The following is a 21,955-nucleotide window of genomic DNA, read 5'->3' on the forward strand; positions in this document are numbered from 1 at the left end:
TCCCTCGTTTGTCCTTGTATGCACACCAGCTATTCCTTCCCCCTAGTCGCGATTTCGATTTTTGTCGGAGCCCTGGCCGGATATACCACTTTGGATCTGGCGTCCAGAATCGCAACGCTGACGGCCCGTTGGGCGCGCCAGCTGTGGCTGGCCGGCGGCGCAGTCGCGCTCGGCATCTCCGTCTGGTCGATGCATTTTGTCGGCATGTTGTCGATGTCATTGCCGATTACCGTCGGCTATGACCTGACGCTGACCGGGCTTTCATTGGTGCTGGCGATCGGTATCGCCTATGTCGCGCTTTATCTGATGGCGCGGCCGATGCGGGGGTGGGCGTGTTTGATCGTCGAGGGCGTGGTCGTCGGCGCCGGGCTTGCGGCGATGCATTACACCGGGATGGCGGCGATGTTGATGTCGCCGGCGATTGTCTACGACCGTACATTGTTCATTGCGTCGGTGGCCATCGCCGTGGTTGCGTCGTGTGTCGCGATCTATATTGCGCGGGCCTTGATTGCCGGGAAGCGAAAGCATCTGGTCCAGCGTCGGATGCTGGCCGCGGTGTTGATGGGCCTGTTCATCACCGCGATGCATTATACCGGCATGGCGGCCGCGACATTTTTACCGGGTGCCATATGCGGCGCGGCGTCCGGCATCAATCCGCAATGGCTGGCGACCACGGTGACCGTTTTTACGCTCGCGGTCATGATCGTCTCCTTCTTGTTGTCGCTCTATGACCAGCGCACAACGATGCTGGCGGGTTCCCTGTCCGAACTGAACGGTCAAATCGTCCGGATGACGACCTACGACAGCCTGACGAATCTGCCCAATCGACGGACCCTGCATGAGCGGATCAATGCGGTCATTGCGATGTCGGAGAAGCAGACGAGCGGATTCGCCGTGCTATTCGTGGATCTCGATAATTTCAAGGCGATCAACGATTCGTTCGGGCAGGCCGCCGGTGATCACGTGCTGCAGTCGTTCGCGCGTCGATTACTCGACAGTGTGCGTGGCGGTGACACGGTGGCGCATCTGGGCGGCGATCAGTTTGTGATTCTGCTGCAAAGCGCATCGGCGGATAGCGCGGAATCGTTGGCGGTGCGGATTTCGCACGAGATGCGCGTCGGTTCGTGGGATGACGCGCAGCCGTATCAGGTCAGTCCCAGCATCGGCATCGCGTTGTTTCCTGAAAATGGGCGAAGCGTGGATGAACTGCTGCGAAATGCGGATGCCGCCATGCACGATGCCAAACGGAACGAATACGGCGCCTACCGGTTTTTCGATGCGTCGATGAATCAGGCGGCGGAGCGCACTTTGCAACTACAACGCGCCTTGCATGAGTCATTGATTCATGGCTATTTTTCAATCGACTATCAGGCGAAGTATTGCTGCGACGGCATGCGTGTCGTCGGCGCGGAAGCGCTGCTTCGACTGCATCACCCCTGTCTGGGAACACTGTCGCCGATGGCCTTTATCCCGATTGCCGAGCGTTCCGGGCAAATCATTCCGATCGGGTCTTGGGTCGTGCGGGAAGTATGTCGACAGATACAGACCTGGCTGGCGGAAGGGCATGCGCCGATCAAGATTGCCGTCAATCTTTCGCCAAAGCAATTGTTGCAAGCCGATCTCCTCGACAGCATATTGGCGCTATTGCGTGAAGAAGGGATCGCACCGAAATCGATCATGTTCGAGATCACCGAGTCCGTGGCGATGGAAGATGCGGCGCGCACCGTCGAGATGGTGAAGGAATTCGAGGCGGCGGGTTTCGACATCGCGATCGACGATTTCGGTACCGGTTATTCGAGCCTTGCCTATCTGCAGCGTTTTCGGGTGAAACAATTGAAAATCGATCGTTTCTTCGTCGATGGCCTCGATGCGCATGGGGCTCAGGGGCGTGCGATCGTGACCGCCATCATCGCGCTGGCCCATGCCTTGAACATGGAAGTGGTGGCCGAGGGCGTCGAGACACACACGCAACTGGCCTTGCTGCAACAGATGCGATGCGATCAAATGCAGGGCTATCTGCTCGGAAAGCCGGTTCCGCCCAAACAGTTCGTCCATCTGCTCACAGGGGCCGATACGGTTGCGTAATAAGGGAAGCTCGGCATCACGCCATGCCGCCGACACCTATCGTTTTCGCGCTTCTTCCAAAACATACTCTTGGAATGTGCTGGCAATCGCGGAAGGCGCGCGCGCCGTGGTGCGCATCAAATAAACCGACATCTGGATCGCCGGTTTGAACGGCCGAAAGACCAGTCGATCATTGGCATACAAGCGCGCGGTTTCGGTATCGACGACGCCTATGCCACAGCCATGCTCGATCAAGGCGCAGAGCGTCACTCCGAGCGTCGCGTCGATGAACGAGGTAACGGGGATGTCGCGGTCGTGCAGGATCTTTTCCAACTGGACGCGTATCTCGTCGTTTGTCGAAAGCAATACCAAGGTCTCGCCCCGCAGGTCCTCCGCTTCCACGAACGTCGCCCCCGCGAGGCGATGGTCGCGTGGCAGCACACATACCGTTTCGATCTCGAAAAGCTTCAGCCGTCCCACCGATTGTTCGTTGACTTTCGATTGCGCGATGCCGAAATCGATCTGGCCTTCGGCGACCATCTGCGCCGTGCGGCTCGAATCCCACGACTGCACGGTCAGATTGGTCTGCGGATAATCCGCGACGAAGCGTGATACCACGCGGGGCAACCATTGCATGGCCAGCACCGTGATCGAGCTGACCACCAGCCGTGCATGCTTCATATGCCGCAACCCCGCGGCATAGCGAGACAAACTCGTGATTCCGCCGTAGGCGCGTTCGACCTCCTCGTACAGGCTGTGGGCCTCTACCGTGGCCACCAGGCCGCGCGCGGTACGTTCGAACAGCTGAACATGAAGATCCTGCTCCAGCGCCTGTAAAGACTTGCTGATCGACGGTTGCGAGACACACAGACGCGCGGCGGCTTGTGTGACGGACCCCGTTTCCATGATGGCTTTGAAGACCTCAGTCTGGCGAAAGTTCATTGAGCGATATAACCGAAGGCTATCGACCCTCGAATTTTCTGAATTTGACGTCGATTTTAGCGCCTATCAATATTCCCGCATCGGTAACACGGCAACGCCTTCTTTTGTACCACCCGTGCGCGCCGCGCGGGCGACGTGTGTCAGTCGCCACGCGCGTGTTACGGCGGATCGGACGATCAGTCTTTCCGTACTCAATGTGGAGCAGCCTGTGAAGCAGTTTTGCCCGAAGTCCCTGATTGCCGCGTCGATTGCCGGCCTGTGTTTCGGCATGCCGCCTGCCCATGCGCAGACACCGCTGCCGGCCCCGCACGGGGCCATCCGTGTCGCGCTCAGCACCGGGGCCTCCACGTTCGATCCGGTCGCCAATGACCTGCCGGCCGGTTCCACGATCCAGCGCCTCGTCTTCGACGGCCTGTATCGCCTCGACGGCCACAATGCCATCCAGAAGGACCTGGCCACCGACGCGCAGTTCTCGCCTGATGGACTGACCTTTACCGTCAAGATCGTGACGGGCCGGACGTTCAGCAATGGCGATCCGCTCGACGCCGCGGCTGTCGTCGCGTCGTTCAATCGGCTCGCCGATCCGAAGGTGGCATCGGTCTATCGCGGGCTCTACGCCACGCTGGGTCAGGCGGAAGCGGTGGGTAACGACACCGTCGTGTTTCACCTGCCTGCGAAGAACGGCCATCTGCTGACGCTATTGGCAAGCGACCCCGCCGATATCGTCGACGTCAAGGTGGCCCAACAGATCGGGGCCGAATACGGGCGCAAACCGGTGGGAAGCGGACCGTATCTGGTCGAGAATTTCATCGGCGGGGAGGGCTATAAGCTGGTGCCCAATCCCAAATATCAGGGAGATCACCCGGCAACACTGCAATCGATTCAATTCGTCGTGGCGCCGGAGGACGGCGCGCGCATGGCCTTGCTCCAGACCGGCGATGTGCAATTGGCCGAGCGGGTGCCGGCGGAAGCCCTGCCTACGATCAATAAGCTGCCGAATGCCTCGGCCGTCATGCTGCCCAGCATGTTCTCGATCAATATGGAGATGGTGCTGACGGGCCCGCTGAAGGATCCTCGGGTGCGCGAGGCGTTGAACCTGGCCGTCGATCGCAAGGGCATGATTCAAGGCATTTTGGGTGGCCTCGGGACGCCGTCGGTCGGCATGCCCGGCCCGGGCACGCAGGACGACCTGCGCGCCACCTTCCCGGAAATTCCATTCGATCCGCAAAAAGCCCAGGCTTTGCTGAAGGCGGCCGGTTATCGGCCGAACCAGTTGGCCTTGACGCTGACATGCCCGACCGGTCGCTATATCAAGGACGCGGCGATATGCCAGGCCTTGCAGGGATCGTTTTCCGCGATCGGCATCAAAGCGAAGGCGAATATCGTCGATCGGCCCACCTGGTCGGCGGTGGTGAACACGCCACCGGCGGCCCGTCGCGACAATATGGGGATGGTCGGTCGCGGCACGGCCGGGATGGATTACACCTTGTATCGGCTGTTCCACAGCAATGTCGACTCGAATCGTACCGGCTTCGACGACCCCACGGTGGACAAGCTGCTAGCGCAGGGGCGTACGACGACCACGGTGGCCGAGCAGACGCCGATTTACGCCGAGATCCAGAAGCGTATTTGGGATGCGCAGCCTTTCCTCTTCCTCTGGTATCAAAAACAAGCGTTCGGCGTCGCGAAGTCCATCAAGGGTTTCCAGGCACGCCCGGATGAAGTCATCGATTTCGATCACATTCATCTATAAGCCGTGTGATCGCCATCCTGGTGAACCGCTGCTATCGGAGTCGACATACTCATGCTGAAACGTCTTTTCGCGTCGTGTGTCACCTTGTTGGTCGTCTCGCTATTGGTGTTCTCGTTTGCGAATATGATGCCTGGTGATCCGGCACGGCTGCTGGCCGGCCCGATGGCATCGAATGCGGACGTGCAATTGATTCGCGACAAACTCGGTCTCGATGCGCCACCGCTTCAGCGCTACGGGCGCTTTTTAGAAGGGCTGTACACGCCGTCGCTGGCCACGTCGTTTCTGACCAGTCGGCCGGTGGTGCAAGAAATTCGAGACCGATTGCCGAACACGATCGCGATCGCCGTGGGCGGTTTGCTGGTCGGCATGCTCATCGGCGTCAGCACCGGTGTGATCAGCGCCTTGTGGCAAGGCGGTTGGCTCGATGCGGCGATCACGGCCGTGACCTTGGCCGGCGTGTCGATGCCGATCTACTGGCTGGCCCTGCTTTGCATCTGGCTGTTCGCGGTGACGCTCGGATGGCTGCCGGCAGCGGGGGCGTCCACCCCAATGCATTTCGTCTTGCCGATTCTCGTGGTGGCCACACGTCCCGCAGCGATGTTCAGTCGGCTCATATCGGCCAGTTTGCTGGAAGTGGTGGGGCGCGACTACCTCGATGCGGCGCGCGCCAAAGGCTTGCCCGAATGGGCCGTGATCGTGAAACACGCGCTGCGCAATGCCTTGGTCGCCGCCGTGACCGTGGCGGGCGTGCAGTTCGGCGCGATGCTGGGCGGTGCCGTGGTGACCGAGACGGTCTTCGGCATTCCCGGCGTCGGTCGCTTGCTAGTCGATGCGGTCAGCGGCGACGACTATCCGGTCATTCAATACACGATCCTGATGTTCGCCGTGTTTTTCATCATCATCAATCTGCTGACGGATCTGGCCACGCAATGGCTCGATCCCCGCACGCGATGAATGCGCTTGTCTCTCGACATGGAAAGGATGGAGAACGATGACCGTTACGATCAAAGCGCTGAAATCCGGTAAATCGATCCCGCTATCCTCGGGACGGACGCGCGACGCAGTCGCGGTGCTCCCGCGCTGGGGGCGCTTGCGCGACATCGTCGGGCAACCGAAAGGGGCGATCGGACTCGTCCTGATCTGCTTCTACGCTTTGCTTGCGATCGCCGGGCCGTGGGTGGCGCCGCAGGACCCGTATGCCCAAAGCTTCACGCAAACGCTTCACGGACCCTCTCTGGCGCATTGGTTCGGCACGGATCAATTGGGACGCGATATGTTCAGCCGCGTGCTGACCGGCGCCGCGCCCTCGATGGGCGTGGGTGTGGGCGGCGTGTTGATCGCACTCGTGATCGGCGTACCGCTCGGCATCGTCGCCGGCTATCGCGGTGGCTGGGTGGACAGCCTGATCATGCGTGCCGCGGATGTGATGCTGAGCTTTCCCGACATTATCTTCGCGCTGGCGATCGTCGCGTTGCTGGGTGCGGATACGCAGAATGTCATCATTGCCGTGGGGCTAGTGTCGGTACCGGTCTATACGCGCACGGCGCGGGCGGTGACCTTGAGCACGCTGGCGGAACCGTATATCGAAGGCAGCCGCACGCTGGGTTGCGGCCCGTTGCGCATCGTGCTGCGGCATATCGTGCCGAACATCGCCGGCATCTTGCTGACGTTGTCGAGTTTGCTGTTTGCCTCCACGTTGCTGACCGCGTCGGGCTTGGGATTTCTCGGCCTCGGTGTCCAGCCGCCTGCGCCCGAATGGGGCGCGATGCTCGGCGAGAGCCGATCGTATATCACGACGCAGCCGTATCTCTCGGCCTTTCCCGGCCTCCTATTGGCCTTCGCCGCCTTGGCCTTCAACCTGTTCGGCGAAGCCTTGCGAAACGTCTACGACCCCACGGCAGTCAAGATTGCACGGCGGAAGGCGTTTGCGGGCTGGTTCAAGAAAGGGACGATGCGCGATGTCGAAACGCGCGATGACGGCGCGGCCGCGCCGCGCACGGACAGTGCAGTTCATGTCCCGCGTGCGAACGCCGCCTTATCGGTGCGCGATCTACATATCGCATTCACGACCCCGCGCGGACCGCTGACTGCCGTCCGTGGCATCAGTCTCGACGTTGCGCCAGGGGGCACCCTAGCCGTGGTGGGGGAATCGGGCTCTGGCAAGAGCACTTTCCTGCGGGCGGCGGCCACGTTGTTGCCGCAGGGCCAAGCGAAGGTGACGGCGGGTTCGATCCGTATCGGCAATGTCGAGGTGACGGCATTGTCTCGAAAAGCGCTGTCGTCGATACGCCAGAAGGCCATGGGCTTTGTATTTCAAGATCCCGGGAGTGCCCTGAATCCGGTGGTGACGATTGGCGCGCAGTTGATCGAAGCGATTCGACATGGCACCCACATCGACCGCGGCGAGGCGCGCGTCCAGGCCATCACGCTGTTGCGGGAGGTAGGCATCACGGCGCCGGAAACGCGTTTGGCGATGTATCCCCATGCGTTTTCCGGAGGGATGAAGCAACGCATCGTGATCGCGATGGCGTTGGCGCAGCGCCCGGGGCTGCTGCTCGCCGATGAACCTACCAGCGCGCTCGATGTCACGATCCAGCGTCAGATTCTGACGTTGCTGCGGGAGCGACAGCGCGCCAGCGGGCTTGCCATCGTTCTGGTCACGCACGATTTACGGCTGGTCCATCAATATGCCGACCAGGTCGCGGTGATGTACGCGGGCCGCTTCGTCGAGCAGGGTCCGGTGGATCGCGTATTCGACCGGCCGCTGCATCCCTATACACGGGCGCTGAAGGCGTCCAGCCCGGCGCCCGAGCCGCGCGTGACGGGCGCCACGTCGAACGATGGGGCGTCGCGGCATCTCGCGTCGATTCAAGGCGAGGCGCCCGCACTCGACGCCTTGCCCACTGGTTGCGCGTTTCAAGCGCGTTGCGGCGTGTGTCGCGATCGCCCCGAGTGTGTGACGCACGTGCCGGTGCTGCGGCGTGTGGACGAACGCGCGGTGGCGTGTCATTTTGCAGAGGAGTGGCTATGAGCACGACGTCCAGACAGCCTGCGGTAATCGATGCCGCCTCGCCGGTGATTCGTGTCGACGATGCCGCCTTGCATTACCCGGTGGCATCGAGTTGGCTGACGCAATTCCTGGCGAGCAAGCGTCGTGCTGGCGCGACCGATTTCGGCATCGTTCGCGCGGTGGACGGCGTCTCTTTCGACGTGGCGGCCGGGCGCTGCTTTGCAATCGTAGGCGAATCGGGATCCGGCAAAAGCTCCCTGGCACGACTGATCGTTGGACTGCATCGCCCCACGTCGGGCGAGGTATTTGTCGATGGCGTCCAGCTATCGACGCAGGCGCCCGCTGCGTTGCGCAGTTTTCGGCGGCATGTGCAAATGGTATTGCAAGACCCGCGCGCTTCGCTCGATCCGCGTATGAATATCTACGCGATCATGAAAGAGGCCTTGATCGTGCATCGCTTGCATCCCGGCGTCGAGCCGCAGCGCGAGCGCATCGAAGCGGTGCTGCGGCGCGTCGGTCTGGGGCCGGCATTCCTGCCGCGTTTTCCGCATCAGTTGTCGGGCGGTCAACGACAGCGGGTTGCCATCGCCCGGGCGCTGCTGTGCGAACCCGATGTCCTCGTGCTTGACGAGCCCGTGAGTGCGCTCGACGTATCGGTGCAGGCGCAGATCATCAATCTGTTGGTCAGCCTGCAGCAAGAGTTCGGCCTGACTTACATCATGATCACGCACGATCTTTCTCTGGTCGCCCACATGGCCGATGCGGTGGGCGTTATGCGTCACGGAAAATTCGTCGAGCAGGGCGATGCGCTGCAGGTCTGTTACGACCCGCAGCATGCCTATACCAAGCACTTATTGTCGTCGGTACCGGGTGGCGGCTTTCATTCTTCTTCGGCGGCGTCGTAAGCGCGGCTGACCCCTTTAGCGTTGTATTTTTCTGCGTAGCGAGGAAATATCATGAGCACGGAAGCAATGAACGGATCCGATATCGTTATCGTCGGCGGCGGCATTTACGGGGCGAGTCTGGCCTATGCGCTAGCGAAGGCGGGCAAGCAGGTCATGTTGCTGGAAGCGAGCGAAATCGCATCCGGTGCGTCGGGCGGCCCGGGAGAGCGAGGCGTGCGCGCCAACCGCCGCGATATCCGCGAGCTACCTATTGCGGCCTTGGCGCTGGATCGCTGGAGAACGTTTCAATCGACATTCGAGGGCGGCGTCGGCTATCGTCGCATCGGCGGTTTGCAAGCGTTCGATGTGCCGTACGGGCATCGGGAGCACGAAGTGTATGGGCGCATGCAGGCGATGACCGATATTCAGAACGAGATGGGGGTCCCGACCGAGATCCTTTCTCGCGAGGCAACGCTGGATAAAGAGCCGGAAATGTTCTCGGGCGTCAAATGGTCGATGTATTGCCGAAACGACGGCGTGGGTGACCATACCTTTGCCACCCAGCAGTTCGCCAAAGAAGCGCGGAAGGCGGGTGCGGTGATTCGCACCGGGGCCAAGGTCAGCGAGATTCTTCATCGCGGGGGTGAGGCCAATGGCGTGAAGCTGGACAGCGGCGAGACGATAACGGTCGGCAGCAAGCTGATCATTCTCGCGAATGCCGGCGTGAAGCAGTTGATGAAGCCGATATTCACGCCTCAGGAACCCGCGCCGGTATGGAACATCATGCCGCAGATGATGTATGTCAGTAATCCCGAGGGGCGCAAGATTCATCATCTACTGTCGCACGCGCATCGGCGCCTTGCGGTCAAGCAGATTCCGGATGGCACCATCATGCTATCGGGCGGGGTCAGCGTCAGTCATGTCGGCGACAATAAGATGGTGGGTTCCTTGAGCGCGACCGCTGTGAATCTCACCGATTCGATCGCCACCTTGCCCTTTCTCGAAGCATCCAGTTTTATCAAGGTAGACGCGTCACGCACCGATACGGTCGCGCTCGACGGTATCCCGATCATCGAACAATCGGTCGCCTTGTCCAATACGATCTATGGCTATGCCTGGAGCGGACACGGTTTTGCGATCTCGCTGGGATTTACCCACTACTTCACGGAATGGGTGCTGAGCGGTAAAAAGCCGGAGGCCTTGGCGCCGTTCGCACCCAGTCGCTTCTTGAAGCCCGCGATGTAATCCGGTATCGACATTGAAAAGACAGGTTTATTGCGGTAAAAATAGGAATGCTAACAATATGAGCAGTACTACAAGATTCGATCCGACTCGGGAAGGAAAGCACGTGTATACCTTCAGCGAGATCTTCCCCAACGACGATCGCGCAACGACGGACGAGGTGGTGTGTATCAATCGGGGCGAGGGCCCCAGCGTGGTGTTGACCGGAGGGATTCACGGGGACGAATACGAGGCGCAGTTGGTGTTGCGTCGATTGGCGCGTGTCTTGGAAGCAAAGGACGTGCTGGGGCGCGTGATCATCATCCCCTCTCTGAACTATCCGGCGGCGCATGCGGGCAAGCGGGTTTCGGTGGAAGACGGACAAAACATGAATCGGGAATTCCCTGGGGATCCGTCCGGGACGATCACGCAGCGGCTTTCCGCGTTTCTGACCGAGCAGATCTTTCCCGTGTGTACGTTTCTGATCGATGTCCATGCGGGCGGTGCCGGCTGCACGGTATTGCCGATGATTTTCGGTTTTACCTCACCGGAATGCGGCATGAGCGACGCCGAGCTGAATCGCGTGATGGAGGCGTGGGGCTATCGCTACGTTCAGCATGTCACGCCGGTGGCCAGCACCTCGTGTGGCGTGGCGTTGGCCGCCGGCATCGCATCGGTGGAAATCGAGGGCGGCGGCGGTTCGCGGTTGCTGGGCACCGAGGTGGAGACGATGTATCAGAATCTTTTGCGCGGAATGGCCGCCTATGGCGTATTGACGTCACCGATGGCGGCAGCGACGTCGGTCGACATCGGCCCGTGCATCCATTTCGACGCCGGTCCTGAAAACCAGTGGCTGGCCCCCCGCGCCGGGCTTGTCGAACATGCGGTCGAACTGCATGATTTCGTCGAGCAAGGACAGGTTGTCGCCCATTTGCATGCGGTGGATGGATCCTATCCGACGGAGGCGATACAGAGCCCGATGACGGGCTATATCGTGCGCCTCACGTCCAAGGTCTTTGTCCGGAAAGGCGAGTTGATCGGCAATAACGGTACTCCGCGACAGCGCGCATAGCAGGCGTGTGTTGTGCGGATTGGTAGCGACGCGATGCGTCGCGCTTCGGCGTTCAAGACCGCAGGGCGGCTGCCTGACGGCTGGTTTCGAGCTGCATGATCACGCGTTGCAACAGCCGTTCCGCCGCGGCCGGGCGATCCAGGAAACGGCAGCCGACGATGTACTGCGTTTCGCCTTTGGGCGTCGTCATGCAGCGCGGCGACATGATTTCAAGATCGACGGTTACGGCGCCAAAGTGTCCCAGATGCATTTCCACTTTCGGCAGTTGGGTCCCGAGCACCCATTCGCCGAAGCGTTTTTCCGAGACGCGCAGCGCGATCCCGCCTAAGGACATATCGTAAAGTTCGGTCTGAAAACGCTCGCCGTCCGGTGCGACGCCATAGGCGATGTAGGGCTCGATCGTGGGCGTGTGCACGCGGAAGTGTTCACGCCGTTGCGCGAAATACAAGGCAGAGGGGAAGTCGGTTTCGAATGCCGGGCGTTCGTCGAAGCGGACCTTGATCGCGCCGTTCGTCTTGAATTGCGTCCGAATCGTGCCGGGCAAACTGGAGAACGACAGTTCGTCGCATTTCAGCAAAGTGGCGTTATCGGCATCGACATTACTGACGTCGAAGGTGAAGCGCCCTTTGCGAGAGTCCACATCGAGTATGCACAAGGTATATTGGCAATCGTCGTCGAAGGTCACGGTCACGCGATCATGATGTGATATCAGATTGCGCAGACACATCGCGATCTGCAACGGATGATGTTGCCAGTACGCGGCATCGGCGGTCAGCGCGGAAACATCGACTTCTGATTCGGCGGCGGCAGTAGCAAGGGCGGGAGCCATCGTGATATCCGTTGTTACGTGATCGATCCGTGAGAACGTCGTTTCCGGGAGAAGCGGAGGCGTACGGCGAGCCCATCATCGGTTGAACCGGATAATGCATAGAGCGTGCCAGTGATGTGAAAAAGGCCGGGGCGCCTTAGGGAACGGGGGTTCCCGGAACGCTGCACTCGCTGTGACGGGGCGAAATGAGCCCGATGTGCGAGGGTGTGCTACGTAACGGCCGGCTACTTGTTACGGCACGAATAGGACTGTTCAGTGCTGTGGCAATGATCCTTTGACGCTAGGTGGCGCGATCGCGCGCCTTGGCCCAAGGTGGCCGCGCTATCGTATTACCCATTATTATCCTTACGCAAATGCAAGCTGCCACCAGCGTATGATGGCGTTTTCATTTTTTGAATTGCGAAGCATGACGCGTGCGATATTTTGGAAGCCTTGCCTTCTAAGCGGTTTAGCATTGATCTTGGCCGGCTGCAATGGCGGCACATTCGACGAGCTGCAAAAGGCACCGGTCTCTTTTCAACTGAATACGTTGCGGACGCGTGACCAGGTGGCACGTTGCGTCTCCGACGCCTTATCGCGTTTCGGAAGCGATGTCGGGAATTTCCCGGAAATCGAGCCGGGTGTCACGCGGCTCACGCTGGGCGGTTACGACGGCTATGGCTATCGAAACTATTATTTGATCGATATCGCCGATCAGGAGCGCGGCACCCGCGTATCGGTGCGTCACTCGAAACCCAAGGATGACAAGCTGTCGAGCGACGCGTTCAACGACATCGTGTCCCGCTGCGCGCCGTAGGGATGGGGAGTTGACCTGTGGGTGAATCTCGCAGGTAGTGCGGCAGTAACCAAGAAAGCCTCTGGTTTTACTATCGAAAATGCCAGAAGCGCCCAAAAAACGATCGTACGAACCGTTTTGGATCACTATACCCCCGCGACTTGCGCAATAGCCCAGCCGATCGATATCGGTTTTTTTACGCTCAGCGAATGTCCAGGGGGCAGACCGCCGTTTTTCAGGTCTTGGGCGTGTTTCATAGAGACGTGGCTTATCTCCTGAGCACGTTGAATGAACTAAAACGTCGTTACGAGGATCGAGAATGGACACACTAAGATCACGCGATTGCAAACCGGGCGGTGGATCGGCGTCGAACCAAGAGGGCGGCGGTGACACATCGTCGCTCGCTGGCGTCTCCTCGAGCGACGATGTGTCATTTGATGAAATCGCGGCACTGATGTCCGAGCTGGGTGACGCCGACCCGTTATTCAAAGCGGTGTTGGCATCCACTGGTCAGGAACTTGCTCCGCTGGCGACAGATGGTGACGGTCGCGCAACGCTCACCTCATTACGTATGAGTGCCGGGCTTACGCAAGTGCAATTAGCCCAATTGGTAGGGCAGAAGCAGTCGAATATCTCTTTGTACGAATCAGGTGCGCGTTCGGATATGAAGCGCGAAACGATGCGGTTGTTTTGCACAGCGCTCGGTTGCGACATGAACACTTTAGATTCAGCACTTGAGAATTCGGTGGCGATGCGTTCGAGTGCTGGCGACTTTCGACGTGCGTAGGGCGGATGTCGGATTGTTTTGATCATCGCGCGGTGAAATCCGCGCTGATGATCCTCACTACGTTACGTCGCCATTGCGCGATAAAGCCAGGAATGTCACCTCGGCGCACAGTCCGGTCCCTTGCGCGGCTGCCGCCAGCACGATCTGACCCCGATGCGCGCGGACGATCTCGCGGACGATGGCGAGGCCCAGCCCGGAACCTTCTTCGGTCGATATCCTGAAAAATGGCTCGAAGACACGCTCGCGCATGTCGGGTGCGATGCCGGGTCCGTCATCGCTGATTGTCAAAGCCAGGCTCTCGTCCCGCTTTTCGATCGACAACGTCACCTGTCCCTCCCGTGGCGTGTAACGAATGGCGTTATCCATCAGATTAAAAATCATGATGGACAGCAGTCGCGGGTTACCCAGTACAAGGGCGTCCTGGCAGAGCTGCGCCGCCAGATGAATGCCGCGACGCTGTGCATGCAGGGCCAATTGCTCGATCGTCGTGGTCGATAGCTCGCACAAGTCAACGCGTTCGCCATCGAATTGATCATAGTCTGCCGACTCCGCTTGCGCGAGCATCAGCAACTGATTGGTCAGGGACACAAGTGAGCGATGACTTTCATGTATCGCGCGTAGCGTTTCCTTGACGACGGCCGGGTCGTCGCTGCGCCGCGCATACTGCAGCTGCGCGCCCAATAGCGTAAGCGGTGTTCTCAATTGATGCGCCGAATGCGCGATAAAGCGTCGCTGCATCGCCGTTTGCAGCGCAATGCGGGAGATGCATTGATTGATGGCATCGACGATGGGTCGCAGCTCGGTTTGCAACCGAGCGGTCGAGAGCGGCGTTAGCGTATCGGGCGCGCGATCGCGCAGATCGTTCGTCAATGCCATCAATTGCCGGAGTTCGAAGGTGAGCCCCACGCACATCAGGACAATAGCGATGCCCACGATCTCCATCAAGTTCAGCAAGCGCGGTTGCCAGAAGCGCGCTGCCGTCGCATCGCGATCCATTTGCGTGCGTCCCACCGATATAAGCACGCGCTGCTTGATGCCGGCGTCGTACATGGTGCGGATGATGCTCACCGCACGGACGGACTGGCCTTCGACAACGGTGTCGTACCAAGTCGGAGAGGACACCGGGGTACGCTGCGGCAGTTCAGAGGTACCGGCGATCGATGCGCCGTCTATCACGCCGATGCGAAAATACACCGAGTCGCCGGCCGGGGTACTCAGTATTTCGATGGCACTCGGTGAGATATCGGCCCGGAGCGTCTCGCCTTCCCATTTCACATCGCCGCTCATGACTTTGGCGGAAGACAGCAAGGCGTTGTCCTGGATCAGCGTTGCCGTTCGCTGTGCGTTGCCGTATCCCATAAATCCCGCGGCGGCGACATAGACCGTTAGCGGGAAGAGCAGCCACAATAACAACCGCAGACGCAGGCTATTCCTCATCGTCGCCAGCCTGCAGCAAATAGCCCAGGCCTCGCAGCGTGATGATCGTCGCCGCGCTGTGTTCCAGCTTCTTGCGGACGCGGGAGACGTAGATTTCGATGGCGTCTTCTGTCGTGTGCGACGTCGCGTCGCCAAGCGAGGCGGCGAGCGCCGATTTCGAGACGGTTTTTCCGGCTTTGAGGATCAGCGTTTCGAGTACCGCATGTTCCTTCGGGCGCAGCGCCAGTGCCTGGGCGTCTACGGTAAATTGGCGCGTGTCCAGGTTATACGCCAGGTCGCCGCAGTGGACAACGTTCGCTCGCGATGGCAATTGTCGCCTGACCAACACCTTGACCCGAGCAACCAGTTCACGGGAATCGAACGGTTTGACCACGTAGTCGTCGGCACCGGCCGTCAGGCAGACCACCTTTTCATCGACCGAGCCGGTGGCGGTCAAGATCAGTACGGGCGTGGCATCGCCTCTTTCACGCAGGCGACGAAGCACGGCCTTTCCTGAAAATCCCGGCAGGTTGAGGTCGAGCAACACCACATCGTAGTGGTTGGTACGCAGCATCAGATCGGCGTTTTCGCCATCGCGCACCTGATCGAGCAGAAAACCATCATCCTGCAGGATGCGCGCGATCCAATGCGCGAGTTGCTCGTTATCCTCCACCAACAAGACTTTCATGCTTTCCATCCGCCCGGGATTATCTGCCCAAAGTGTAGCCCGGATTTCGCATTACGCGACTTTCCACTGTGCACGCGCCGCCGCCGAACGATAGAGCACGAGGGTGGCGACCAGGCCGCACGCCGCGGCGCAGCTCAACCAGATTCCTGGTGAGGCTTTATTGCCGGTACTTTGAATTAGCGCGGTAGCAATCGACGGCGTGAAACCGCCGAGCGCCGATGCGAGGCTGTATGCAATCGAGAAGCCGGTCGTGCGCACGCTCATCGGCATTACTTCGGTGAGTGCGACCACCATGGCACCGTTATACCAGCCGTACAAGAAGGACAACCACAGTTCGACCATCAACAGACGGGTGAACGACGGTTGCGCGACGAGCCACTGAATAGTGGGATAGGCCGTGACGATCGCGAGAATCGTGAAGACCAGCAACACCGGGCGACGACCCACCCGATCCGATACGGCGCCTGAAATCGGCAGCCAGATGAAATTGGACAGACCGACGCACACGGTGACCCACATGACGTCGACGGTCGACAATTTCAGGACGGCGCGTCCGTACGTCGGCGTATAGACGGTGATGAAGTAGAAGGCGACCGTCGTCATCGTGACCAAGCCCATGCCGGCCAGGATCAAGCGCCAATGCTGGCCCATCGACGCAATGATTTCCCGAATGCTGGGATGATGCGAGCGCGAGGAAAACGCCTCCGTTTCACGCAGCGAGCGGCGAATATAGACGACGAACGGGACGATCAGGCAACCGATCAGGAACGGCACGCGCCAACCCCAGCTGCCCAGTTGCTCGGGCGACATGACTTGGCTCAGGATCACACCGAGCAACGCCGCGAAAATGACGGCGACCTGTTGACTGCCCGATTGCCAGGCGCAATAAAAGCCTTTATTGCCTTTCGTGGCGATTTCCGAGAGGTAGACGGACACGCCGCCCAGTTCGACGCCGGCGGAGAAGCCTTGTAATAGTCGCCCGATCAAGACCAGGACGGGCGCAAGCAGGCCGATCGTTGCGTAACTCGGGACAAAGGCCACGAAGGCGGTGCCGATCGCCATCAGCGAGAGCGTCAGGATCAGCCCTTTACGCCGGCCGTGATGGTCGATGTAGGCACCCAGGATCACGGCGCCGATGGGGCGCACCAGGAAGCCCACGCCGAACACTGACAAGGCCAGCATCAAGGAGGCGAATTCATTGCCATTCGGGAAGTAGGTTTTCGCGATGGCCGAGGCGTAATACCCGTAGACGGTGAAGTCATACATCTCCAAAAAGTTTCCGCTGACCACGCGGAGCACTGCTTTTGCCGGAGAATCACCGGCGCGATGGGCGTGACTAGACATGGCGTATACCGTCCTTCAACTGTAATCGGGTGTGTGCAACAGGAAAGCGATGCGTCAATGCAGGGTTGCCGATGCCTGATCGACGAAGGCATTGGTATAGGTCTCGGACAAGTCGACGTGGCGCGGGTCGATCGCGGTGTTGTTGCTTGTAAGCAGCTTCAGAACCGTCTCCGGCGCACCTTCGGGCATTCTTCCGTCGACGACGAACATCGGAATCGAACGGCGCAGCGCATCGAGATAAAGCGCATTCGCGGGCCGGTCGGAATCCTGTGGAAGATGCGCGGCGATCGTCGCGGCATCGTGGCTGGCGATGTAATGCAGGGAACGCACCAGGGCCGTGACGAGCTTCTGCGCCTGAGCGTGATGCGATTCGAGCCATTCGCGACGAACGTACAGGCAGGCGCCGGCATAGTTGCCGCCGAATACGCTCCGGCTGCCTTCGACGCTTCGCAGATCGGCCAGCACCGTCGCGCCGCTCTCGGCGATAAGTTGCGTCGCAGCCGGCTCCTCGATCAGCGCCGCATCGAGCCGACCTTCCCGGAAAGCCGATATGAATTTGTCGGGGGAGCCGATCGGCACGATCGTGTAGTTTTTCGACGGCACCCCGGCGCGCGATGCGATATAGCGCGTGATGAAGTAGGTGGACGAACCCAGACCGGTAACGCCGAGCTGCTTGCCGGCGATGCCGGACATGCTGTGCAAATCGGTGCGCGCGGAGGCCAGCTCCACCAGTCCCGCACTCTGCGCGAAAACGACGAGCGACACCAGGCCGACGCCGCGCGTCTGGAGATCGATCGTGTGATCGTAGAAGCCGGCGGCGCCTTGCACGGCGTCGCTCAGCAACTCGGTGGTCGAATCGATGCCGGCTTGTTGCGACAGGATTTTGACATCGAGTCCTTCGTCGCGAAAATAGCCGAGCGATGCCGCAAGGACCAGCGGCATGTAAATGAATTTCGATTTGCCGGCCGTCATCAACGTCAGCGTGTCGGCCTGGGCGAACGACGATGCGAGCGACAAGGCCAGCGTCATGGCCAGCGACAAGGCGAAGCCGGCCAACGCACCCTTCTTCGGTCGGGAAAATCGCGGCATGAATACGTGTCTCGTTGTATTTCTTGGATTTATGGAGACAGTATAAGAACTAAAAGCCTTCCATATGCTTTCCCGCCGAGCGGAAAAACGTCGTCGTTAACCCTGGGAGTTGGGCAGTGAAAAAGCGACGTAGACTTTGCGTTCTTTCCAACCTCCGGGATGCCATCCGCCGTGAATATTAAAAATCGTAAGCGTCTTGTCGGCAGCGACTTTGATTTTTTCGACGCGCGGTCGGCCGTCGATGCGATTCAGGGCGGCGCGTTCGACCGCCTTCCCTATACCTCTCGGGTCCTCGCCGAAAACCTCGTAAGACGGTGCGACCCGGAGCAGATACACGCGGCCTTGATGCAGCTTATCGCGCGTCGGCAGGATGCGGATTTTCCGTGGTTTCCTGTGCGCGTCGTCTGCCACGATATTTTGGGACAAACCGCGCTCGTCGATCTGGCCGGCCTGCGGGACGCCATCGCGCAGCAGGGAGGCGATCCCGCACTGGTAAACCCGGTCGTACCGACGCAATTGGTTGTGGACCATTCGCTGGCAGTCGAGTGCGGCGGCTTCGATCCCGATGCGTTCGCGAAAAACCGCGCGATCGAAGATCAGCGCAATGAAGATCGGTTTGATTTTATCGACTGGAGCAAGCGCGCTTTCCACAATGTCGAGGTGATTCCACCGGGCAACGGCATCCTGCATCAAATCAATCTGGAGCGGATGAGCCCGGTAGTGCAGGTGCAGGATGGCGTCGCCTTTCCCGACTCGCTCGTCGGCACCGATTCGCACACGCCGATGGTGGACGCACTCGGTGTGCTGGCGATCGGTGTGGGCGGCCTGGAGGCGGAAAGCGTGATGCTCGGGCGCGCGTGCTGGATGCGCCTGCCGGAAATCGTGGGCGTACGATTGACCGGGCGTGTCGGCCCCGGTATCTCGGCGACGGACACGGTGTTGGCCTTGACGGCCTTTCTCCGCAGAGAGAAGGTGGTTTCGTCGTATCTCGAATTTCATGGCGCGGGCGTTGCCACTTTGACCTTGAGCGATCGCGCGACCATTGCCAATATGGCACCGGAGTTCGGTGCGACGGCGGCCATGTTCTACATCGACGAGCAGACGACCCGATATTTGACGATGACGGGTCGCGATAGCGCTTTGGTCGCCTTGGTCGAGCGCTATGCGAAGCAAGCCGGACTGTGGGCCGATACCTTGCAGGAAGTCGAATACGATAGGGTGCTGGCGTTCGATCTATCGTCCGTGGTGCGTTCGATTGCCGGGCCGTCCAATCCGCATGCGTATTTGCCCACGTCACGTCTGGCGGAGCGCGGCATCAGCGGCCCGGTCGACGATATCCCTGGCCTGATGCCCGACGGGGCGGTCATCATCGCGGCGATCACGAGTTGCACGAACACGAATAACCCACGGAACATGATGGCTGCCGGCCTGCTTGCCCGCAATGCGAATCGACTAGGCTTGATGCGCAAGCCTTGGACGAAGACCTCGCTGGCGCCCGGATCCAAGGCGGTCACGCTGTACTTGCAGGAGGCCGGCTTGCTGCAGGCGCTGGAGGCCTTGGGTTTCGGCGTGGTGGCGTATGCCTGTACCTCGTGCAATGGTATGTCCGGTGCTTTGGATCCGGCTATTCGAGAAGAAATCGAGACACGCGATCTTTTCACGACCGCGGTACTGTCGGGGAATCGCAATTTCGATGGGCGAATCCATCCAAATGCGAAACAGGCCTTCCTCGCCTCGCCGGCTTTGGTAGTCGCTTACAGCATTGCCGGCACGATTCGCTTCGATATCGAAAAGGATGTGCTGGGTCGCGATGCGACAGGGCGCGACGTACGGCTCGACGATATCTGGCCGTCCGACGAAGAGATCGATGCCTGTGTCGCGGCGTATGTCAAACCAACGCAGTTCCGCACTGTGTACGATCCGATGTTTGCAATCGCGGTGGATGACGGCAAGCGCGTGCAAGCGCTTTACGATTGGCGCCCCGCCAGTACCTATATCCGGCGACCGCCATATTGGGAAGGCGCCTTGGCGGGCAAGCGGACGCTGACGGGGATGCGACCGTTGGCGTTACTCGGCGACAACATCACGACCGATCATCTTTCGCCGTCCAATGCCATTTCGGCGAACAGTGCTTCCGGCGAGTATCTCGCTAAGATGGGTTTGCAGGAAGCGGACTTCAACTCGTATGCGACGCATCGGGGTGATCATTTGAGCGCGCAGCGCGCGACGTTCGCGAATCCCACCTTACGCAACGAGATGGCGCGGGTGAACGGCGATATCCAGACCGGCTCGCTGGCCCGCGTCGAGCCCGACGGCACCGTGATGCGCATGTGGGAAGCGATTGAAACCTATATGGCGCGGGGCCAACCGCTGATCGTCATCGCGGGGGCGGACTATGGGCAAGGATCTTCGCGGGACTGGGCCGCGAAAGGGGTACGGCTCGCGGGCGTCGAAGTCATCGTGGCCGAGGGATTCGAGCGTATCCATCGCACGAATCTGATTGGAATGGGCGTGTTGCCCCTTGCGTTCGCCCCAGGGGTGACGCGGCATACGTTGCAGCTGGACGGGCGCGAGACGTTCGCGGTAATCGGCACGCCGCGTCCACGTGGTACGGTTTGCCTTCGCATCGATCGCGCCGACGGCACGCGCGTCGAGATCGATGTCCTCTGTCGAATCGATACCGCCGAGGAGGCGTCGATCTATGAGGCGGGCGGCGTGCTGCAACGGTTTGCAAGCGATTTTCTGCGTGGTGAAGTGGCTGGCGCGCATTGATCGCCGTTGGCCCAGGCGTCTGACGCGGTGGAAGCCGCGGCGATATTTACCGATACGTTCACTGTCATAAGGATCACCCGATCATGGGATATGTGCCTCAGAGCAGGGTCGCCGCCACCTATATGCGGGGCGGCACCAGTAAAGGCGTCTTTTTCCTTCTCGAGGATTTGCCGCCCGACGCACGCACCCCGGGTGCCGCCCGGGATGCTTTTCTGATGCGCGTGATCGGGAGCCCGGACCCGTATGGAAAGCAGATCGACGGCATGGGCGCGGCCACATCGAGCACCAGCAAGGTGGTGATCGTCGGTAAAAGCGCGCGGGCCGGTCACGATGTCGATTATCTGTTCGGGCAGGTGTCGATCGATCGGCCCTTTATCGATTGGACCGGGAATTGCGGCAACCTGTCCGCCGCGGTAGGGCCCTTTGCCGTGTCCAATGGCTTGGTCGATCGTGAACGCCTTTCTCAAAATGGGACGAGCACGGTCCATATCTGGCAGGCGAATATCGGTAAGACGATCGTTTCCCACGTGCCGATGTGCGATGGCGTCGTCCGGGAGCTAGGCGAATTTTCCCTGGATGGCGTGGCATTCCCGGCAGCGGAGGTTCGGCTCGAGTTCGTCGACCCGGCGGCGGACGAGGGCGGCATGTTCCCTACCGGGCAGGTCGTCGACGATCTGGCTGTGCCGGGGATCGGCACGATCAAGGCGACGATGATCAATGCGGGTATTCCGACGATCTTCGTGAACGCCGAGGAAATCGGCTTTTCCGGGACGGAGTTGCAGGACAGCGTCAACGGTGACGATCATGCGCTCGCGATGCTCGAAACCATCCGTGCGGCGGGCGCCGTCCGTATGGGGCTGATCGCGCATGCAGATCAGATCGGCACGCGGCAGCATACGCCGAAGGTGGCGTTTGTCGCGCGGCCAACCGATTACACATCGTCGAGCGGCGCGCCCATCGGTGCCGGGGATATCGACTTATCGGTACGGGCGATGTCGATGGGCAAGCTGCACCACGCGATGATGGGCACAGTGGCGGTGGCGATCGGCGCGGCCGCCTCGATCGAAGGGACCTTGGTGAATCGCGCGGCGGGTGGCGGCGTGCGGCATCAGATACGGTTCGGACATCCGTCCGGAAGCCTGCTCGTGGGGGCGGAAAGCGAACACATAGCGGGCGAATGGACCGTGAAAAAAGTCAGTGTCAGCCGTAGCGCGCGGGTGTTGATGGAAGGCTATGTACGCGTGCCGCTGGCCTAGCCGCGTGACGCCGCGGCGTGCGGCGACCTCTTCAGCCGTCGCCGTCCCGGCTG

Annotated in this window: 17 protein-coding genes; 11 read left to right on the forward strand and 6 right to left on the reverse strand. The window is 60.3% G+C overall.

The window, feature by feature from the left end; translation table 11 throughout:
- Positions 1-18 precede the first annotated feature (18 nt).
- The gene (locus ABEG21_RS22950; protein ID WP_347558874.1) at positions 19-2,085 is read left to right on the forward strand and encodes an EAL domain-containing protein; all 2,067 of its coding nucleotides are present in this window, start codon (positions 19-21) and stop codon (positions 2,083-2,085) included.
- Between the two features lie 36 nt (positions 2,086-2,121).
- Here ABEG21_RS22950 and ABEG21_RS22955 read toward each other — a convergent pair whose 3' ends face one another.
- Positions 2,122-3,006 carry a LysR substrate-binding domain-containing protein gene (locus ABEG21_RS22955; RefSeq protein WP_347558875.1) on the reverse strand — a complete coding sequence of 295 codons (885 nt, stop codon included), beginning with the start codon at positions 3,004-3,006 and terminating at the stop codon, positions 2,122-2,124.
- Positions 3,007-3,214: 208 nt separating this feature from the next.
- Here ABEG21_RS22955 and ABEG21_RS22960 point away from each other — a divergent pair, with 208 nt between their 5' ends.
- The 6 genes from ABEG21_RS22960 (at position 3,215) to ABEG21_RS22985 (ending at position 10,946) form a co-directional block, all read left to right on the forward strand.
- Positions 3,215-4,759: an ABC transporter substrate-binding protein gene (locus tag ABEG21_RS22960; protein ID WP_347558876.1), complete on the forward strand. Its 1,545-nt coding sequence runs from the start codon at positions 3,215-3,217 to the stop codon at positions 4,757-4,759.
- Between the two features lie 51 nt (positions 4,760-4,810).
- The gene (locus tag ABEG21_RS22965; RefSeq protein ID WP_347558877.1) at positions 4,811-5,713 is read left to right on the forward strand and encodes an ABC transporter permease; all 903 of its coding nucleotides are present in this window, start codon (positions 4,811-4,813) and stop codon (positions 5,711-5,713) included.
- A gap of 37 nt (positions 5,714-5,750) precedes the next feature.
- Positions 5,751-7,790, forward strand: coding sequence for a dipeptide/oligopeptide/nickel ABC transporter permease/ATP-binding protein (locus ABEG21_RS22970; protein ID WP_347558878.1), 2,040 nt, complete (start codon positions 5,751-5,753; stop codon positions 7,788-7,790).
- Positions 7,787-8,674, forward strand: a complete 888-nt coding sequence (locus tag ABEG21_RS22975; protein WP_347558879.1) for an ATP-binding cassette domain-containing protein — start codon at positions 7,787-7,789, stop codon at positions 8,672-8,674. The genes ABEG21_RS22970 and ABEG21_RS22975 overlap by 4 nt, the downstream gene beginning before the upstream one ends.
- A gap of 51 nt (positions 8,675-8,725) precedes the next feature.
- Positions 8,726-9,898, forward strand: a complete 1,173-nt coding sequence (locus ABEG21_RS22980) for an FAD-binding oxidoreductase (protein ID WP_347558880.1) — start codon at positions 8,726-8,728, stop codon at positions 9,896-9,898.
- A 103-nt stretch (positions 9,899-10,001) separates the two neighbouring features.
- Positions 10,002-10,946, forward strand: a complete 945-nt coding sequence (locus ABEG21_RS22985; RefSeq protein WP_347558881.1) for a succinylglutamate desuccinylase/aspartoacylase family protein — start codon at positions 10,002-10,004, stop codon at positions 10,944-10,946.
- A gap of 52 nt (positions 10,947-10,998) precedes the next feature.
- Here the strand turns inward: ABEG21_RS22985 and ABEG21_RS22990 are convergent, their stop codons facing one another.
- Positions 10,999-11,775, reverse strand: a complete 777-nt coding sequence (locus tag ABEG21_RS22990) for a flagellar brake protein (RefSeq protein WP_347558882.1) — start codon at positions 11,773-11,775, stop codon at positions 10,999-11,001.
- A 460-nt stretch (positions 11,776-12,235) separates the two neighbouring features.
- Between ABEG21_RS22990 and ABEG21_RS22995 the strand changes: the two genes are divergently transcribed.
- Positions 12,236-12,571, forward strand: coding sequence for a hypothetical protein (locus ABEG21_RS22995; RefSeq protein WP_347558883.1), 336 nt, complete (start codon positions 12,236-12,238; stop codon positions 12,569-12,571).
- A 406-nt stretch (positions 12,572-12,977) separates the two neighbouring features.
- Positions 12,978-13,337: a helix-turn-helix transcriptional regulator gene (locus tag ABEG21_RS23000; protein ID WP_347558884.1), complete on the forward strand. Its 360-nt coding sequence runs from the start codon at positions 12,978-12,980 to the stop codon at positions 13,335-13,337.
- A gap of 57 nt (positions 13,338-13,394) precedes the next feature.
- On the opposite strand, the gene ABEG21_RS23005 is transcribed toward ABEG21_RS23000, so the two are convergent.
- From ABEG21_RS23005 to ABEG21_RS23020, 4 genes are read right to left on the reverse strand one after another with little or no spacing between them, the layout of a single operon-like run.
- Entirely contained in the window at positions 13,395-14,774 is a 1,380-nt protein-coding gene (locus ABEG21_RS23005; RefSeq protein WP_347558885.1) for a sensor histidine kinase N-terminal domain-containing protein, read from the reverse strand.
- Positions 14,764-15,441, reverse strand: coding sequence for a response regulator transcription factor (locus ABEG21_RS23010; protein WP_347558886.1), 678 nt, complete (start codon positions 15,439-15,441; stop codon positions 14,764-14,766). The genes ABEG21_RS23005 and ABEG21_RS23010 overlap by 11 nt, the downstream gene beginning before the upstream one ends.
- A gap of 51 nt (positions 15,442-15,492) precedes the next feature.
- The gene (locus ABEG21_RS23015; protein ID WP_347558887.1) at positions 15,493-16,785 is read right to left on the reverse strand and encodes an MFS transporter; all 1,293 of its coding nucleotides are present in this window, start codon (positions 16,783-16,785) and stop codon (positions 15,493-15,495) included.
- Positions 16,786-16,839: 54 nt separating this feature from the next.
- Positions 16,840-17,874 carry an ABC transporter substrate-binding protein gene (locus ABEG21_RS23020; protein ID WP_347558888.1) on the reverse strand — a complete coding sequence of 345 codons (1,035 nt, stop codon included), beginning with the start codon at positions 17,872-17,874 and terminating at the stop codon, positions 16,840-16,842.
- A 171-nt stretch (positions 17,875-18,045) separates the two neighbouring features.
- Here ABEG21_RS23020 and acnD point away from each other — a divergent pair, with 171 nt between their 5' ends.
- Together acnD and prpF are read left to right on the forward strand one after the other, a co-directional pair.
- Complete coding sequence (gene acnD, locus ABEG21_RS23025) at positions 18,046-20,646, forward strand: Fe/S-dependent 2-methylisocitrate dehydratase AcnD (RefSeq protein WP_347558889.1); 2,601 nt, start codon at positions 18,046-18,048, stop codon at positions 20,644-20,646.
- A gap of 83 nt (positions 20,647-20,729) precedes the next feature.
- Positions 20,730-21,902 carry a 2-methylaconitate cis-trans isomerase PrpF gene (gene prpF, locus ABEG21_RS23030; protein WP_347558890.1) on the forward strand — a complete coding sequence of 391 codons (1,173 nt, stop codon included), beginning with the start codon at positions 20,730-20,732 and terminating at the stop codon, positions 21,900-21,902.
- Positions 21,903-21,955 lie beyond the last annotated feature (53 nt).

It is taken from the genome of Robbsia sp. KACC 23696 (assembly GCF_039852015.1).
GTDB lineage: Bacteria > Pseudomonadota > Gammaproteobacteria > Burkholderiales > Burkholderiaceae > Robbsia.

Excerpts from the sequence above, each read along its gene's own strand:
- ABEG21_RS22950 (WP_347558874.1), top strand. The coding sequence starts at position 19 with ATGCACACCAGCTATTCCTTCCCCCTAGTCGCGATTTCGATTTTTGTC.
- ABEG21_RS22955 (WP_347558875.1), bottom strand. The coding sequence starts at position 3,006 with ATGAACTTTCGCCAGACTGAGGTCTTCAAAGCCATCATGGAAACGGGG.
- ABEG21_RS22965 (WP_347558877.1), top strand. The coding sequence starts at position 4,811 with ATGCTGAAACGTCTTTTCGCGTCGTGTGTCACCTTGTTGGTCGTCTCG.
- ABEG21_RS22970 (WP_347558878.1), top strand. The coding sequence starts at position 5,751 with ATGACCGTTACGATCAAAGCGCTGAAATCCGGTAAATCGATCCCGCTA.
- ABEG21_RS22975 (WP_347558879.1), top strand. The coding sequence starts at position 7,787 with ATGAGCACGACGTCCAGACAGCCTGCGGTAATCGATGCCGCCTCGCCG.
- ABEG21_RS22980 (WP_347558880.1), top strand. The coding sequence starts at position 8,726 with ATGAGCACGGAAGCAATGAACGGATCCGATATCGTTATCGTCGGCGGC.
- ABEG21_RS22990 (WP_347558882.1), bottom strand. The coding sequence starts at position 11,775 with ATGGCTCCCGCCCTTGCTACTGCCGCCGCCGAATCAGAAGTCGATGTT.
- ABEG21_RS23005 (WP_347558885.1), bottom strand. The coding sequence starts at position 14,774 with ATGAGGAATAGCCTGCGTCTGCGGTTGTTATTGTGGCTGCTCTTCCCG.
- ABEG21_RS23010 (WP_347558886.1), bottom strand. The coding sequence starts at position 15,441 with ATGAAAGTCTTGTTGGTGGAGGATAACGAGCAACTCGCGCATTGGATC.
- ABEG21_RS23015 (WP_347558887.1), bottom strand. The coding sequence starts at position 16,785 with ATGTCTAGTCACGCCCATCGCGCCGGTGATTCTCCGGCAAAAGCAGTG.
- ABEG21_RS23020 (WP_347558888.1), bottom strand. The coding sequence starts at position 17,874 with ATGCCGCGATTTTCCCGACCGAAGAAGGGTGCGTTGGCCGGCTTCGCC.
- prpF (WP_347558890.1), top strand. The coding sequence starts at position 20,730 with ATGGGATATGTGCCTCAGAGCAGGGTCGCCGCCACCTATATGCGGGGC.